A 15,180-nucleotide genomic window follows, 5' to 3' on the forward strand; every position below is an offset into this window, starting at 1 on the left:
GGCGTTCGCTCCCCGCTCTCATTTCTGGTACTCCATGACCTTGGTCGCTCCGACGATCAGGCCCTCGCCGAACAGCACCGCGTCCGAGAGGAGCACACGCCGGACTTCGGCCCTATGCGGGCTGGCGGCCGCCGCCCGCTTGCCCCTCGTCATGAGGATCGCGCGAATTAGCCGGTAGAGGAGCGAGCCCCGTTTCAGGTAGCGGTTCGTTTCGACCGCGTCCACGCGGAACCCCCACCGGCTCAACGTATAGCGCAACTCCAGGTACCCGATCGGGTTGATGTGGGCGACCGGCTGCTCGACGCCCGTGTCCTTGTCCACCTCGATCATGTAATGGAACTGGTCGGGGTACCCTCGGAGGAGGTAACTCAGCCGGGACCGGATCGAGAGGACATTGGGCGTGCTGATGAAAATCTTTCCGCCCAGCTTCAGGACGCGATTGGCCTCCCGGGCCAGCAGGTGGGGGTTCTCGATGTGCTCGATGCCTTCGAGGCAGGCGAACCCGTCGAACTCACCGTCATCGAACGGCAGTACCTCGTTGAGGTTCGCGGGGACGCAGGGCCGGCCAGGAATGACAAATCCTTCCGGATTAATATCCGCGGACACCACCTCGATGCCGCTCTCCAGCAGGAAATGGGTCAGCTCCCCCGTCCCGCAGGGCAAGTCCAGGACGCGGCGGCACCCGGTCTCGCGGATGAGCCGGGCAACCTGGACACGCGTCAGATGGACCGTGTTCGGCCCACGGTGGGCCGGGTCGACCTGGTCGAACTGCATGGGTCCTCCCACCAGCTCACGGGGTCTGGTATGATGGGCCTCGGACACGGCTCCGCTGCAAGCCGAACCCGATGACGACGGTCAGCGCAATCATTCCGGCCTACAACGGCGTGGCACGATACCTCGAGCAGGCGATCCGCAGCGTGCTCGCCCAGACCTTTCGCGACCTCGAGCTGATCGTCGTGGACGACGCCTCCACCGACGACACGGCTCGGCTCGTCTTGCGGTACCCGCAGGCCCGCTATTTCCGGCGCGCCGTGAACGGCGGACAGGCGGCGGCCCGCAACGATGGGGCCAGGCTGGCTCGGGGCGAGTACCTGGCCTTCCTCGACCAGGACGACCTTTGGGAGCCGGCGTTCCTCGAGCGCACCGTCCCCCTCCTGAGGGCGACCCCCGAGGCCGCCTTGGTCCACTGCGACGGCTACCAGGTGAACGAGCGGAACGAAGTTCTGGAGTACGACGCCGCGATAAAGCACACCGACAGCATTACGCAGATGCTGCGCGGTGGACACGACGTCGCCACCTCAGGCACCCTGTTCCGCAAGAGCTGCTTCGACGCCGTCGGCGGCTACGATGACCAGTTGACGATTTGGGAGGACATTGACCTGGCCATCCGGCTGTACGCCCACTCCCCGTTCCTGCACCACCCGCAGCCGCTGTATCGCCACCGCCTGTACGCCCGCAACGCCTCTCGGGACATTTCGTCCGAGCGGGCGCTCCTCGCCCGGCGCCGCTTCCTCGACAAGCATACGCCCGCCTGCCGCCCCGGCACCCCCGAGGCCCGTGCACTCGCGCGGGACTGGGCCTGCTACTACGGCGACCTCGGCAAGCTCCGGCTGGCTGAAGGTCGCCTCGCCGAGGCCCGCCAGGCCTTCTGGGAGGCCGTCCGCCGCGAGCCGCTCAACCGCAAGGCCCTCCTGCGACTGGTCCGCGCCTACCTCCCCCTGGCTCGCCCGAGCCAGCCGGCCGCGAGCGAGCACCGGTTGTAATCAGACAGTCCCCCTCTCGGGTCTCCCTGAACCAGCCAGGTGCACAGCCCCTGTCCCATCAGTCAAGCTGGAACTCCGTGCGCCAGTCGCTGTCCGATTGCAGCGCGGGCTGCGCGGGCTTGCGGAGGAGACAGTTGCCCAGCACGAGTGCATCCATTTCGGTCCGCATGAAGCACCGGTAGGCGTCCTCGGGCGTGCAGACGATCGGCTCCCCGCGCACGTTGAACGAGGTGTTGACGAGCACCCCGCAGCCGGTCCTCGCTTCAAACGCCTTGAGGAGCGCGTGGAAGCGGGGGTTGGTCTTGCGGGATACCGTCTGGATGCGGGCCGAATAGTCCAGGTGCGTGACCGCGGGGATGTCGGCGCGGGGCCGGTTGAGCCGCTCGATCCCGAACAGCCGTTGGTCCTCCCCAGTCAGAGGGACCCGACGTTCCTCGCGCACCGGGGCGACCAGGAGCATGTAAGGAGAGGGCTCGTTCAGCTCGAAATAGTCGGCGACGCGCTCCTCAAGGACCGCTGGGGCGAAGGGACGAAACGACTCCCGGAACTTGATCTTGAGGTTCATGACGGACTGCATCCGCGGCGAACGCGCATCCCCGAGGATCGAGCGGTTGCCGAGCGCCCGGGGGCCGAACTCCATCCGGCCCTGGACCCAGCCGACCACCGCCTCGCTGGCCAGCAGGTCGGCGACCGTCTCGACCAATTCTTCGTCGGAGAGCCGCTCATAGGGCAGCCCCCTGTCCGCCAGCCAACGGTCAATCTCAGCCTGTGTATAGGCCGGCCCCAGGTAGGAGCCGGCCATCCCGTCCGGCTCCTCTGCATCCACGCGCCGTTCCGCCCCGCCGTGGCAGTAGTAGGCGGCCATCGCCGCCCCGACGGCGCCGCCCGCGTCGCCGGCCGCCGGCTGGATCCAGAGCCGATCGAAGACCCGCTCGCGCAGGAGCCGGCCGTTGGCCACGCAGTTGAGCGCCACACCGCCCGCCAGACAGAGATGCCGCATCCCAGTCTCCCGTCGCACGTACCGGGCAATCCGCAGCACCACCAGTTCCGTGACCTCCTGGATCGAGCGGGCCAGATCCATCTCGCGCTGGGTGAGCGGCGACTCCGGCTGGCGCGGCTCGCCGCCAAAGAGCCGGTGGAAGCGCTCGTTGGTCATCCGGAGGCCCGTACAGTAGTCGAAGTACTCCAGGTTCAGGCGGAAGGACCCGTCATCTTTCAGATCAATGAGGTGGCTCAGGATCAGATCCACATACTTGGGTTCCCCGTACGGGGCGAGGCCCATGACCTTGTATTCGCCCGAGTTGACCTTAAACCCGGTGTAGTACGTAAAGGCTAAATACAGGAGCCCGAGCGAGTGCGGGAAGGTGATCTCCGCCTGGAGCGTGAGGGCCGCATCGTGCCCCCAGCCGAAGCTCGTGGTCGCCCACTCGCCCACCCCGTCCATCGTGAGCACCGCGGCTTCGCGAAAGGGGGACGGATAGAAGGCCGAGGCGGCGTGGGAGAAATGGTGCTCGGGATAGAGGATCGGGCCGGTCCACGGCCGACAACCGACGAGATCGGCCACGGCGTGCAGCTCGCGCCGGAGCAGCCGTTCGAGGAACAGCTTCTCCTTCAGCCACACCGGCATCGCCGACACGAACGAGCGCCAGCCCCGGGGCGCGAACGTGAGATAGGTCTCCAGCAGCCGCTCGAACTTGAGCAGCGGCTTGTCGTAGAAGGCGACCCGGTCCAGGTCCGCCAGCCCGATCCCCGCCTCCCGGAGGCAGTAGGCCACTGCGTGGCGCGGAAACCGGGCGTCGTGCTTCTTTCTGGTGAACCGCTCTTCCTGGGCCGCGGCCACGAGGCGGCCGCCCACGACCAGCGCGGCGGCGGAGTCATGATAGAACGCGGAGATGCCCAGAACGCGCATGCTATTACCGGGAGCGCAAAATACTTGACGCCTTTCACTCAGCCGCATAGCGGACCGCAGGGTGATGGAAGAAGGATTGCACCACGGCCGGCATGCGCTGGGTGCTGCGAAGATAGCGACGGACGTTGACCGCCAGCTCATCTGCGTCCTGGGGCGGCCGACGGCCCAGCGCGTTGGTCTTGACGTCTTGGTTCAGATATTCGTCGGGATTCAGTTCCGGGCTGTAGGGTGGCAGGAAGAACAGACGCAGCCGATCGCGGTGACGGTGGAGCCACCGCTGGGTGACAGCCGCGGTATGCACGGGATGCCCATCCACAATCAGAAAGACCGGATGCCTCACGTGCCGGAGCAAGCGGTGGCAGAATCGGAGGAAGACTCGTGCGGTGAAGCGATGCCGGAACACCATAAAGTACAACCGGCCGCGATTGGTGATGGCCGAGATCATGTTGCAGCGAAAGCGCCGACCGGGGCCACGGATCACCGGGGTCTGGCCGCGCTTGCCCCAACTGGTCCCCGCCTGATGATCCGAGCGCAGCCCCATCTCATCACCCCAGTAGATCTGGGCCCCCGCGCGCTTGGCCGCTGCCCGAATTCGGGGGTACTCGACCTCCAGCCAGCGTCGCACCGCCTTCGGGTCCCGCTCGTAGGCCCGTCGCAGCGGCTTCTGCGGGGTGAAGCCCCAGGCCCGCAGGTAGCGACCGACGGTCCAGACCGACAGCCGAAGCCCGTACCGGCGCGCGATCAGCTCGCCGACCGCTTCGCGGGTCCACAAGTAGAACGGCAAGTGCATCTGCTCCGGACAGCAGTGGGTCAAGGTGCGGACGACCTGGGCCGCTTGCCAGCCCTTGAGCTGGCCGCCGCGCGGTCGGCCCCGGGGTCGCGCTTTCAGCGGGTGCCGGCCCCCCCGCGCATGGCGCTTCAACCAGGTGTACAGGGCTTGCCGACTGATGCCCAAGAGCCGACAGACTTCGGCCTTGGAGCGCCCCTGCTGCTTGACAGCGGCCACGGCCTTCTCGCGCAAGACTTCTTGAGCTTCGGGCGACAGGTGCCGCGCATCCCGGGTTCGAGCACGCATGGCCACGTGATAACCATCGCCCGTCAAATGTCAAGTATTTCATGCTCCGATTAATAAAACAACGTATAGATGAACGGCGCCACCGCCGAGCCTTCCGTCAACACCAGCAGCGCACCGAACATCAACAGGACGAGGATGATCGGGAGCAGCCAGAACTTCTTTCGCTCCCGCATGAACGCCCACAGCTCGCTCAAAAACGCCCCCATGTTTTCCCTCCTCGTCCTCCCATCACGCCTCACCCAGCCCCGCTTTTCAGAACTGCCGCTCCATCCGCTCCGCGGTGAACTCGTCGGCGCGCCGCAGGCGCCAGTAGGACCGGGCGGCCGGGTCCCACCCCAACTCGATCGGACGCTTCCCCAGGAGTCTGAGCAGGAACGCCATTGGCGTGATGAGGCACGCGAACAGGACCGTCAGCAGGATCCGGGAATTGACGGCGCCCAGCAGGTCGGCCAGCTTCAGCCAGGCCTTGCGGAGCGGCTCCAGCCAAGCCGGCGCAAGCAGCCCCGCCCCCAGGAAGCCCAGGGCGAGCCCGAGCAGCCACCAGGCGATCGTCCCGGCGAGCAGGTAGCGAAGCCCGGTGAGGATCGCGAAGCCCACGGCCAGGACCAGGCCGAAGGAGCGATGCACCGGCCGACTGTGTTGGGGCCTCACCGGCGCCCTCCCCGTGGGACCATAAGCAGGCTGGAGACGACTTCCTCCAGAACCGGACGAATCGCCTGCGCCGCCAACGCATGACCCGCGGCGTTCCAGTGGATGTCGTTCTGGAAGTACAAGGATTCTGGACTTCCCACCGCCTTAAACGCTGGCAAGAGATCGAGGACTGGTACTCCGTGCTCGCGCCCCCAGGCCGTGAGCAGTTGCTGCGGCTTCTCGAAGTTATACTGCTCGCGAGACTGTCTGAAGGCTGCAAGGTACTCGTTTTGAAGCTGCAGGTCAATCTGGACGTGGTCCGGAATCAGGATGATGACTAGCCGGATATTTCGCGCCCGCAGAAACTCGTTCATGGCCAGAAGGATCGCCCGGGTACGAGCCCAGTGCTGCTGGAAATAGTCATTGCTGGCAGCAAGGTAGATGTCGCTGCGTTCATAGATGCCCTTCAGGTAAAACGATCGGGGAGCGAGACCGGGGCCTCGGTCTGCGCTGCCACCATCTTCGACCGCTTTAAGAACTCTACCCGTGCCGACCCGCCACAGGTAGTTCAAGTCGTGGTACAGAAACCAGCGGTCCAGGCCAAGCCGATCATGCACCCAATTGCCGTTGCTGTGCACGTAATAACTCTGTCCGGCGACGATCAGGATGGTTGACAGGTTGCTGTCGTTGCCGGCGTAGAAATTCAGCAGGACCACATCCGGCTGGAACCGGATCCCGTCGTGCTTGAGCAGATGAAATTCTTCATGAGGCCCCCAGGCGCCAACCCCCAAATTGATGATCTCCAGGCCTGGCGCTAGCCGTTGCAGATCCCGCTCCAGGATCGTCACGAAGGTTTCGTCGTAGCTCACGCCCGCCCCCCAGGTGAACGAGTCTCCCAGGGCGACTAGGCGCGGATGTCCGGTGCGCTCAAAGGTCCTTTCTCGGTCTTTGAACCCTTGCGAATTTGTAAACCCGATCGACCCGTGGACCGGCACATGCGGCTTGAGGTTGGCGGGCGTCTGCTTGTCGCCGAACAGCCCGCTCCGCGCGAAGACCGGATCCGCCAGTCTGCACACCACCTCGCCAGTACCGACAAAGACCAGCCCATTCACCAGGACGAGCCGGAGCCAGGTAGCCGGTCGCAGATTCAGGACCCGCTCCAAGTTCGTCGGGCCGATCGTGAACCACAGGCTCCACAGGAGCACGACCGTGCACCCGATCAAGAACTTGTCCATGTGGTGGGCGAGTGGCGGGATCGGATAATGGAGCAGCAGGGTATACCAGACCACAAGAGACCACAGAGCCAGGAGATGACGGACCATTGGTCGACCACCGCTAGCCAGTGCAACAGTCAGGGCGGCCAGGACTGGCAGGGCTAACAGCAAGGCCGTCGCCCGCGGCGCGTTGGACAGTTTGCTGGTCGCGCGCGCCTGCAAGTACAGTCCGATCTCTCCGATGGTCCATACCGCAGCGAGGACGCCTACGGCAGCAACCAGGCACAGCAGGACCCAGCTCCAGCCTGGCCGTCGCATCCACTCCCGCTTCAACGGGCACGCTTCTTTCGTCAGGCACGAGACTCCCTTGTATCGAGCCCGATTGCGCCACCGTGGCCTGGCTCGACATGTTGAGCCTTGACCGCGTGGACAATGAGCTCGGTCCCGGCTCCGAGGTGGCCGGCCACCAGACAGAAGGGTCGTGCGAGGAGTCGCTCTACCCATCGCCTTGCCGGCAGGGGTCCCCCCTTGCCGCTTGTCCAGGCCCGCTCCAGGCTGGACATGAAATGCACCGCCGTGACCCCGGTCCGGACCTTCACGATTCGGAAGCCGGTCCGAGTGAGGAGCCTGACCAACGTGACCTTCGTAAAGTGGTAGAGGTGTCGGGGCGGATCCCACGGGACCCACCAGCGCCCGAACAGCCGCGCCTCCCACCCGCCGGCATTCGGCACCGCGACCACGAGCAGCCCCCGGTCATCCAGAATTCGGTGCACCTCGCCCAGCACCCGGTCGAGGTGATACATGTGCTCCAGCGAATGGCTCATGAGCACGACGTCGAACGCGCGATCCGGATAGCGCACGCTTTCCAAATCCCCGACCAGGACCCAGTCCCCCAACAATGTCCTGGCCTGAGCAACGGACGCTTCACTAAAATCCACGCCCTGCACATCCCATCCCTGCCGGAGCAACATGGCGGCGCTGACCCCGTGGCCGCAGCCGACATCCAACAGGCGGCCCCGTCCAATCCAGGGAAGGATGGTTCGCCCGGTCGCGGCGCGGCGCACTGCCTCCGGCCACAGCAGCCATCGCCGCAACCGTTGGAACACCGGCGCTCGGCCAGATGCCGGATAGCCATAGAAGTCCTCCATGATCCACCGCTTGATCCGGCTCACGGGTCGAGGCGGCGACGGCGGTCCAAAGTAGCCCGCCGGATAGAACCGGCCGATTTCCTCCTCCGTGGGCCGCGGGCTCAAATACAGGAACGCGCAGCCGTCGCACCGCACGACGGTGAACTCCTCGTCCGTGACGCGGTGTAGCAGGTCACGCTGCCGAACGACGACCGTCGCCTCCTTCGATCCGCAGAGGGTGCACCCGACCTGCTCCACCGTTTTCCCCAGATGCAATCAACGATAGGACCGCAGAAGGCGGCTGACTGCCCGCCAGACCGTCTTCCAGCGCAGACCTTCCCGGAAACTCACGCCGAGCGCCTCTTTCAGGCAGGTCCGCCCACCTTCGAGATCCCCCTGCTGGATCCGCCACTTTCCCAGATCGGCGAGGTAGGCGGCCCGTTCCTCCATCAAATAGCGCCGCTTGTCGGGCTCGTGCCCGAACCGCTGCAAGAGGATCTCGTTCAAGAGCGCCCGATGTTCCAATTCCACCTGGGGCGGCTTGACGACTCGGTGGCGATGAAAGGTCAGCGGCTCATCAATGAGCGCGATCTCGCAGTGCTGCGCGATTCGCGGCCAAAACTCATGGTCGTCCAAGCCCGCCGAGCCGAACCGCTCGTCGAACCCGCCGGCCCGCTCGATGACCGTCCGCCGGATCATCGCGGCGGACGGGGTCGGCCCGTAGCCCTTGACGAACAATTGATAGAACCGGCTGGACGGGCCCGTCGGAAAGTCACGGCTGGGCCGACCGTCCCGATCCAAATGCGCGATCCCGGTGGTCACCAGCCCGACCTCCGGGCGGGCATCCAGCACCGCCACCTGCTTGGCGAGCTTGGTGGGCGCCCAGAGATCGTCATGGTCGAGGAGGGCGATATAGCGCCCGCGAGCGAGCGCGATCCCGCGGTTCCTGGCCTTCGCGACTCCGCCGTTCTCGAAGGCATGGTAGCGCACCCGGTCCCCGTAGGTCCTGATGACCTCAGCCGAGCCGTCCGTGGAGCCGTCATCAATGACCAGGATCTCGCGGTCCGTCCAGGTCTGCGCCAGGGCGCTCTCGATCGTCTCGGCGACGACATCGGCCGCGTTATAGACGGGGATCACAACACTGACCGTGACGCGGCTCCCTGGAACAGCATCAGCGACCATGCAGCCGTCCCATGAGAACCGACCGGAAGAGCCTAGAATAGGTTCGGAATTTATACGGGTCATAGAGCCTGTTGCTCAAACCCATGATTGAACCCTTTGGTCACCAGAAATTGTATTGTGCTCCCATCTGGGCCACTCGCTGCCGAGCCCGCGAGGGAGCGTGGCCGTCGAAAGGGTCATCCCCTCGTCTTCTTTCCACTTCCCCGGCCAAGCCGTCGCGGCTCGCTGCCTCTGCGCCGACCGGTCCAGGCCGCCTTCCCGCTCCGCCAGAGCTTCAACAAATTATGCGTCGCGCAGAGCAGTTTCCATTCGCCGTCACAGGCTTGGCGGCCCCGGCGCATGAAGCGATCACAGCCACGGGTGCTCTTGATCTGGCCGAATACCGGCTCCACCGTCTGGCCGCGCTTCGTGTACAGACGGCGTCCGCGCTTCGTCAGCAGTGTGCGCTCCATGCGGTCGCGGGCTGTCAGCCCCTTCGGACAGCGGCCGCGTGGCGGTGGCTGCTCCCGCAGCGCCTGGCGCTGTTTCCAATCTTGGTTCGGCGCGATCAGCAACTCAGGTCCGGCGGGATCGGCCTCCGTCAGGTTGGCCTCGCTGCAATAGCCGGCATCCGCCAGGGCGGTCCCGAGGGGCTGCGGGTGCTCGATGGCCTGCAGATTTTCCTGCGCCTCGGTCAGCATCGGATGCAGTTGGCGGATATCGTTCGCCTCCTGCGTGACGGCGGCCGCGACGATGATCTGGGCCTCCGTCACGACCGCTTGGGCATTGTAGCCTTGCACGTACCCGGCCGGTGTCTTCATGATGCGGCTCTCTGGGTCCGTCACGTTCGCCTTGGCCGTGGCATCCGCTGCCGCTTCGGCCGCCTTCGGCTTGCGGCCCCGCTTCTTCTGCCCGGTGGCGGCTTCCTCGGCCTGGCGGGCCTCAAGCTTGGCCTGCTGCTGGGCGGTCGCCTCGGCCGCCGCTTGCGTCAACCGTGCCTGGCACGCCTGCAACCGGGCCAGTCGGCTCCGCCGATCCCGCAACGCCTCCGGCAGTTCGTCGCCCCGCTGCTCCGGTCCGTACAGCCGATCCTCGGCGGCATCGGTGGCCTGAGCCTCGGTCAGCATCCGCGTCACCTCCGCCGCAATCGTCTCGGCGGTCCGATTCGCTGCCAGCGCCGCGTCGGCCTTGATCTTCGTGCCATCCAGGGCCACCACCCCGACCTTCACCAACCCCGCCGCCGCACACAGCGTCAGCACCTGCGTAAACAGGGCGGCCAACGCGGCCTCATGGGTCTGCCGGAATCGGGCGATCGTGGTGTGATCGGGCCGCTGATTGGCCGCGAGCACCCGAAAGGCCACATCCCGCTCGCACAGCCGTTCGATCCGGCGGCTGGAGCGCTCGCCCAGACAGTAGGCATACAGCAGCAGCGCCACCATCATGGCCGGCTCGTAGGCCGCTTGGCCCCAGCCATCGGCTCGGTACGCCCGCTCGATCTTCCTCAGATCCATCTGGGCCACCGCATCCAGGATGAACCAGGCCAGATCGCCCTCCGGCAGCCAATCCTGCAACGCCGGCGGCATCAGAAACAGTTGCTCACGATCACATGGCAGAAAGTTATAGCCCATGGCACCCTCCCTTCGGTCATGACGAGGGAAGAGAGTATACATAGAATTGCCTAGGTGTCAAGGGGTTTGTGCAACAGGCTCCATACTGGAGCGAACGCCACAGATACCGGCGGCCTTCGCGCACCTCTCCGGATCGGACCTTGCTGATACCCCAGTCCGAATAGCACTCCGCGAACAACGTCCGGATCAGCGCCTGCTTGGCCCGGTCTCCCGCATACAGCTCCCGCATCCGCAGCAGAAACCGCTCACGGCTGCGCTGGAGCCGCTCGCCCCCCGACCGGCTGAAGCTGGTCGGATGGACGCGATAGCACATTCCCGACTGCTCCAGGAAGGCAAACGCGCCCTCCCGCTTCAGCCTGGCGCATAGGTCGAAATCCTCGAACCCGTGCAGGTGCGGATCGAACATGCCGGCCCGGATGAACGCGTCTCGGCGCACCATGATCGCCGAGGGCAGGAGCTGGTCCGTTTCCATCAGACGGCCCAGGGGCGAATCGGCGAGCCTGGCGCGCTCGGCCGCTGTCGCCCGGACCTGGATGAGACGCCCTTCGGCATCCATGCGATCCGACTCGCAGAGGACCAGCACCACCTCCGGACACGCGTCCAGCACCGCCACCTGCTGCTCCAGCTTGTGCGAGTACCAGAGATCGTCCTGATCGAGGAAGGCCACGTAGGGGGCGGCGGCGCGCTGCACGCCTACATTGCGAGAGGCGCAGACGCCCGCATTCCTCTGCATCAGGATCTGCACGCGTGCGCCGTATTCCTCCAGTAGCTTGTGGGACCCGTCCGTCGAACCGTCATCCACACAGATGACCTCGAAGTCCTGGAACGTCTGTGCGAACACGCTGTCGAGCGCCGAGCGCAGGTACCGCTCCCCGTTGTAGACCGGAATGACGACGCTGACCTTCGGCATACGCCCCAAAAAACTTACATCCTGAACGGGCTCGCCCGGTCCTCTTCGTGTCGGATCGCCTCGTCAGCCCGCTGCCGGCGTTCGCCGCGAAAGAGCCGGTTCGGAAAGTTCAACGAAAGAGCCTGACCCGGTCCGTGATTCCGGTAGGCGTGCACAACGCCGGCTGGAACAAGCACCGCGACAGGCTGCTCACCTCCGACCATCCGCTTCAACGTGTGGCGGTAGGTGGGCGAGTCTGGCCGGTTGTCCCAGAGAGCGAGCATGAAGTGTTGCGGGCCTGGAAACACCAGGAAGTTCGACTGGTCACCGTGCTCATGGGGGCCGCGTGATGCTCCAGGTTCTGTCCAGGAGAGGGTCGCCATCTTGGGATGCAACCCGGCGGGCAGTTCGTCACACCGGAAGAGTTCGGCTAGCCCGCCGCGCGCATCGCGGTGGATCGTCAAGGGCTTGAAGACCACCCCTTGGATCTCGCCTTCGGTGAATTCGACCATCCCCTTGCTGTCGAGGGCCCAGAGTTGGCCGACGCCCCCCTCTCGTGACTGGACGATGAACTCCCCGCCCACTACGGAGGTGGCCGACACAACCAGGGGTTCCGGGATCGGCACGATGAACCGGCCGCCTTCCCGTAGGTACCGCGACTCCTTTTGGATCACCTCTCTAGCGTAGTTCCAGGCCAGAAGCAGATAATAGTCCGGCGGATGCTGCTTGGCAAAGGTTGGGGTGCAGACGGGGATATGCGTGCCCGGCAAGACCTTTCCCTGCTTGAATTCCGTCGTATCGCTTACGAAGACTAGGTCCCTCGGTCCCAGCCCGCAGGCGTTGAGCAGGGTATTACCCTTGGCGGGCGCCCCGTAGCCTGCGACGTGCTTGCCTTCGCCCGCGAGACGCCGGACCAATTCCCCCAACGCTTTCCTGGTCTGCTCGACCCGCTCGGCAAACCTCCGATAGCGACGCTCCCCGGTCAGGCCGGACCGCTCCTCCAGCTCCACGAGCTGCGACACGATCGGCCGGACGGCCCACTGGCCATCCGGGAGCCCCGCGAAGACCAGGATCGAGCCGCCGTGCACGGCAAACCGTTCCACGTCCACCACGCGGAGGCCATGTCGCTCAAACAGCCGCACGAGCGTCCCGACGGAGAAATACGACAGGTGCTCATGGTAGATCGTGTCGAACTGATTCGCGTCGAGCAGGTCCAGCAAGTACGGCACCTCGATGGCGAAGACAGCGGTCCGGTCCAGAAGAGCCTGCACCCCCTCAATAACCTCGCGGAGATCGTCAATGTGTGCGAACACATGCCGTCCGAGAATCAGCCGGGGCCGCCCGTAGTCCCTTTCGATTCGCCCTGCCAGGTCCACGGAAAAGAATTCCGGCAGCGTCGCGATCCCCTTGCGGTGGGCGATCTCCGCCAGGTTCCTCGCCGGATCTACGCCCAGGACCCGCATGCCCGCGTCCCGGAACACCTCAAGCTGCGTTCCGATGTTGCTCCCGAGCTCCACGACCAGACTACCGGTGGGAAGTTCAAACCGCCGGGCGCACAGCCCTGCGAGCTGGTGCATGTGCCTGGCGATCATTTTCGAATCGGAGGAGATGTACACATAATGCCGGTAGAGGATTCCGGATCCACCACGTGCCGCAGACTCATGAGCCAGCAGTTCCGGCAGACGATCACGTCCAGGGGAAAGCGCGGCTCCCTTTCATACGACGGAGCCGGATCAAGATAGTTATTGGCCAGCGGCATCAACCCGAACGAGAGAACCTCCAGCCAGTCCTCTCGCCCGCAGACCCGGCACGCGGTGACCGTACGCATGCGTTCGCTCATTGGTCCAGCTCGCTCTCCATCGCAAGCCCCCGACACCATGTCCACGTTCCTGGTCACTAGCAGACCGGAAAGATACCACGCCGTCCCTTCAAAAGCGACGTGTCTGAGAGGGGCCGGGTACCCATACCGAAAAGAAGCACCCGTCACTGAGCATCTTGGCCTTCAGGTAGCGTCCGCTGTCCACATAGTTCGCCACTATGTATTCCGCGAGGATCGGGTTCATCGGCCATCCCGTCATCGTCCTGCCTCGGTCTTGGCATGCGACGAGCAGCTCCGCCCCGGTCCGTTGCAATCCGGCCACGACCTCCGCAGCCCAGGCATCCGCCAAGGCGAGCTCGATTCCCGGAAACCGGTTGGGCGGCACCGTCCCGGACAGGAAGTAGTAGATCCCCGCTCCGGCCCCTAGCACCACCACCCACTTCCCGGCCCTATGGCTGTCCTTCAAGTATGAAACGACTTCATCTTCCAAATACAGGGGTTGCTCGCGCGTCAGCCGCCCGTCTGTGGAAACGAAGGTGCCCAGAAGTTGCCCGATATCCCGGACGAGACGGGGTTTCTTAACCAAGGCAGTCACCAACTGAGGCTTGGCGTCGTGGAAAAACCATGCAGCCACGATCACGGCAGCCAGGGGAGGGGCAACCAGCAGGGGTTTTGCTAGCCACGAGCCGCGAACCCGCGCCCGGCAGCCTGCCGCAGCGGCGCCAAGGACAAGCCCTGTCAAGGCGGGAAAAACCACGCGCGGGGCGATCTCCTGCGATTTCCACTCACGGGTTAATGCCTGGAACAGCACCGCTAACATGAGCACTCCGGTCAACCAGGCCACAAGCAACTCGGCAGGCACGCTCCGTGCCCCGGCCCGTGCCCCGGCAGGCTCCTGCCGCCCCTCTGTCAGGACCGCCAGCGCATAGACCGTCCCGACGATGAAGGGAAAGGCTACAACGGCCAATTTCCAGTAATTCACCCCCCGCAGGGCGTAGGGGAAGGAAAACACCCCGAAGAGCAGGGTCGGCCAGATGGCCGTCCATCGCTAGTCCCCGCCACGCGCCGCATGGACGAGGATCTGGATCATCAGACCGGCATACAGGAACGGGATAGCGTACCAGAACACATTCCTCATGCTGGCCGCCGGATAGACCTGGCTCCCCCAGACATGACTCAACGCGAAGAACTCCGCCTCCCCTCGCCTGAAGAGGTCCAGGACGAATGTGGCCATGCTACCCGTCAGCGCCAGGAAAGCAAGGAACGGGAGTATCCCGATCAGCACACCCTTGTACAGGGGCGGCGCCACTGTGAAGAACCGCGCCAGTGCCGGCGGCTCGGCGGACTTTCCTGCAGCCACCGAGCCTCTCCGCCGCAGACCCTGCTCCACCGCAACCATGACCGGGAGCGTCAGGACCGCCGTTAGCAGGAAACTGGCCTGGTCCATCGTGCTGATCAGATACCCGAGGCCCGTAATGACCCCTGCCCAGAACAGGAGCCGGGAGTTCCCGGTCCGGGCCCACGCCGCCAACAGCCCCAGGGTCACGAACACGGCCACGTGCCTCGGTAAGAGCAGCAGGGGGAACAGGACCACGCTTGCCAGCCCCACCACACGCCAGAACGGCGTCGAAAAGAGCTGCCAGATGTAGAACGCCGCCGCGACGTACGCCAGCGGCTCGAGGAACAGCCCCAGCAGCCGATCGGAAGCCAGCGACTCGCCGAACAGCCAGAACGCGAAAAGCGGCCGAATGACTTCCGGGAAGAGTCCGTGGACAGTGTACACGTCACGGATGGGCAGTCCGCCGTTAAGGACCATCTGAGCCGTCCCCATGCGCTCGCCTTCGTGCAGCCAGTCGATTTCAGCGAAGAGCGGCACGCTCGCCGTCGTCGGCAGCCCCAGGTACAAGAGGTAGATCACGACCAACAGCCACGGAGGGACCGAAGGCCGTGCACGAGTCTGAGGTT

At 65.1% G+C, this 15,180-nt stretch carries 15 protein-coding genes; 1 reads left to right on the forward strand and 14 read right to left on the reverse strand.

The genetic code is table 11. The annotated features are described in order from the left end of the window. Positions 1-18: 18 nt before the first annotated feature. The gene (locus ACWHYQ_RS16855; RefSeq protein ID WP_447973267.1) at positions 19-774 is read right to left on the reverse strand and encodes a class I SAM-dependent methyltransferase; all 756 of its coding nucleotides are present in this window, start codon (positions 772-774) and stop codon (positions 19-21) included. A 71-nt stretch (positions 775-845) separates the two neighbouring features. Here ACWHYQ_RS16855 and ACWHYQ_RS16860 point away from each other — a divergent pair, with 71 nt between their 5' ends. Then, a complete protein-coding gene (locus ACWHYQ_RS16860) occupies positions 846-1,763 on the forward strand; it encodes a glycosyltransferase family 2 protein (protein ID WP_447973268.1) in 918 nt (305 codons plus the stop codon). 58 nt (positions 1,764-1,821) lie between these two features. On the opposite strand, the gene ACWHYQ_RS16865 is transcribed toward ACWHYQ_RS16860, so the two are convergent. The 13 genes from ACWHYQ_RS16865 to ACWHYQ_RS16925 form a co-directional block, all read right to left on the reverse strand. Continuing rightward, positions 1,822-3,672 carry a carbamoyltransferase family protein gene (locus tag ACWHYQ_RS16865; RefSeq protein ID WP_447973269.1) on the reverse strand — a complete coding sequence of 617 codons (1,851 nt, stop codon included), beginning with the start codon at positions 3,670-3,672 and terminating at the stop codon, positions 1,822-1,824. Between the two features lie 34 nt (positions 3,673-3,706). Continuing rightward, complete coding sequence (locus ACWHYQ_RS16870) at positions 3,707-4,747, reverse strand: IS630 family transposase (protein ID WP_447972380.1); 1,041 nt, start codon at positions 4,745-4,747, stop codon at positions 3,707-3,709. A 50-nt stretch (positions 4,748-4,797) separates the two neighbouring features. Beyond that, positions 4,798-4,953 carry a DUF5989 family protein gene (locus ACWHYQ_RS16875; protein WP_447973270.1) on the reverse strand — a complete coding sequence of 52 codons (156 nt, stop codon included), beginning with the start codon at positions 4,951-4,953 and terminating at the stop codon, positions 4,798-4,800. 46 nt (positions 4,954-4,999) lie between these two features. Next, positions 5,000-5,398, reverse strand: a complete 399-nt coding sequence (locus ACWHYQ_RS16880; protein WP_447973271.1) for an SxtJ family membrane protein — start codon at positions 5,396-5,398, stop codon at positions 5,000-5,002. Then, on the reverse strand, positions 5,395-6,909 hold the full coding sequence (locus ACWHYQ_RS16885; RefSeq protein ID WP_447973272.1) for an alginate O-acetyltransferase AlgX-related protein: 1,515 nt from the start codon (positions 6,907-6,909) through the stop codon (positions 5,395-5,397). Before ACWHYQ_RS16885 ends, ACWHYQ_RS16880 begins: the two co-directional genes overlap by 4 nt. A gap of 32 nt (positions 6,910-6,941) precedes the next feature. Beyond that, a complete protein-coding gene (locus tag ACWHYQ_RS16890) occupies positions 6,942-7,976 on the reverse strand; it encodes a class I SAM-dependent methyltransferase (RefSeq protein ID WP_447973273.1) in 1,035 nt (344 codons plus the stop codon). Positions 7,977-7,994: 18 nt separating this feature from the next. Next, positions 7,995-8,900: a glycosyltransferase family 2 protein gene (locus tag ACWHYQ_RS16895; protein ID WP_447973274.1), complete on the reverse strand. Its 906-nt coding sequence runs from the start codon at positions 8,898-8,900 to the stop codon at positions 7,995-7,997. A 176-nt stretch (positions 8,901-9,076) separates the two neighbouring features. Next, a complete protein-coding gene (locus tag ACWHYQ_RS16900; RefSeq protein WP_447973275.1) occupies positions 9,077-10,507 on the reverse strand; it encodes an IS1182 family transposase in 1,431 nt (476 codons plus the stop codon). A gap of 16 nt (positions 10,508-10,523) precedes the next feature. Then, on the reverse strand, positions 10,524-11,417 hold the full coding sequence (locus ACWHYQ_RS16905) for a glycosyltransferase family 2 protein (RefSeq protein WP_447973276.1): 894 nt from the start codon (positions 11,415-11,417) through the stop codon (positions 10,524-10,526). Between the two features lie 14 nt (positions 11,418-11,431). Then, complete coding sequence (locus ACWHYQ_RS16910; RefSeq protein ID WP_447973277.1) at positions 11,432-12,973, reverse strand: methyltransferase domain-containing protein; 1,542 nt, start codon at positions 12,971-12,973, stop codon at positions 11,432-11,434. Positions 12,974-12,984: 11 nt separating this feature from the next. Beyond that, positions 12,985-13,224, reverse strand: coding sequence for a class I SAM-dependent methyltransferase (locus ACWHYQ_RS16915; RefSeq protein WP_447973278.1), 240 nt, complete (start codon positions 13,222-13,224; stop codon positions 12,985-12,987). Between the two features lie 100 nt (positions 13,225-13,324). Continuing rightward, positions 13,325-14,035 carry a hypothetical protein gene (locus ACWHYQ_RS16920; RefSeq protein ID WP_447973279.1) on the reverse strand — a complete coding sequence of 237 codons (711 nt, stop codon included), beginning with the start codon at positions 14,033-14,035 and terminating at the stop codon, positions 13,325-13,327. Positions 14,036-14,263: 228 nt separating this feature from the next. Beyond that, positions 14,264-15,133, reverse strand: coding sequence for a hypothetical protein (locus ACWHYQ_RS16925; protein ID WP_447973280.1), 870 nt, complete (start codon positions 15,131-15,133; stop codon positions 14,264-14,266). Positions 15,134-15,180: the final 47 nt, after the last annotated feature.

The organism is Nitrospira sp. Kam-Ns4a, from assembly GCF_965152595.1.

Bases quoted from the DNA above. Each gene is read 5' to 3' on its own strand.
- ACWHYQ_RS16855 (WP_447973267.1), bottom strand. From the start codon at position 774: ATGCAGTTCGACCAGGTCGACCCGGCCCACCGTGGGCCGAACACGGTC.
- ACWHYQ_RS16860 (WP_447973268.1), top strand. From the start codon at position 846: ATGACGACGGTCAGCGCAATCATTCCGGCCTACAACGGCGTGGCACGA.
- ACWHYQ_RS16865 (WP_447973269.1), bottom strand. From the start codon at position 3,672: ATGCGCGTTCTGGGCATCTCCGCGTTCTATCATGACTCCGCCGCCGCG.
- ACWHYQ_RS16870 (WP_447972380.1), bottom strand. From the start codon at position 4,747: ATGCGTGCTCGAACCCGGGATGCGCGGCACCTGTCGCCCGAAGCTCAA.
- ACWHYQ_RS16875 (WP_447973270.1), bottom strand. From the start codon at position 4,953: ATGGGGGCGTTTTTGAGCGAGCTGTGGGCGTTCATGCGGGAGCGAAAG.
- ACWHYQ_RS16885 (WP_447973272.1), bottom strand. From the start codon at position 6,909: ATGCGACGGCCAGGCTGGAGCTGGGTCCTGCTGTGCCTGGTTGCTGCC.
- ACWHYQ_RS16895 (WP_447973274.1), bottom strand. From the start codon at position 8,900: ATGGTCGCTGATGCTGTTCCAGGGAGCCGCGTCACGGTCAGTGTTGTG.
- ACWHYQ_RS16900 (WP_447973275.1), bottom strand. From the start codon at position 10,507: ATGGGCTATAACTTTCTGCCATGTGATCGTGAGCAACTGTTTCTGATG.
- ACWHYQ_RS16905 (WP_447973276.1), bottom strand. From the start codon at position 11,417: ATGCCGAAGGTCAGCGTCGTCATTCCGGTCTACAACGGGGAGCGGTAC.
- ACWHYQ_RS16910 (WP_447973277.1), bottom strand. From the start codon at position 12,973: ATGCACCAGCTCGCAGGGCTGTGCGCCCGGCGGTTTGAACTTCCCACC.
- ACWHYQ_RS16915 (WP_447973278.1), bottom strand. From the start codon at position 13,224: ATGCGTACGGTCACCGCGTGCCGGGTCTGCGGGCGAGAGGACTGGCTG.
- ACWHYQ_RS16920 (WP_447973279.1), bottom strand. From the start codon at position 14,035: ATGTTAGCGGTGCTGTTCCAGGCATTAACCCGTGAGTGGAAATCGCAG.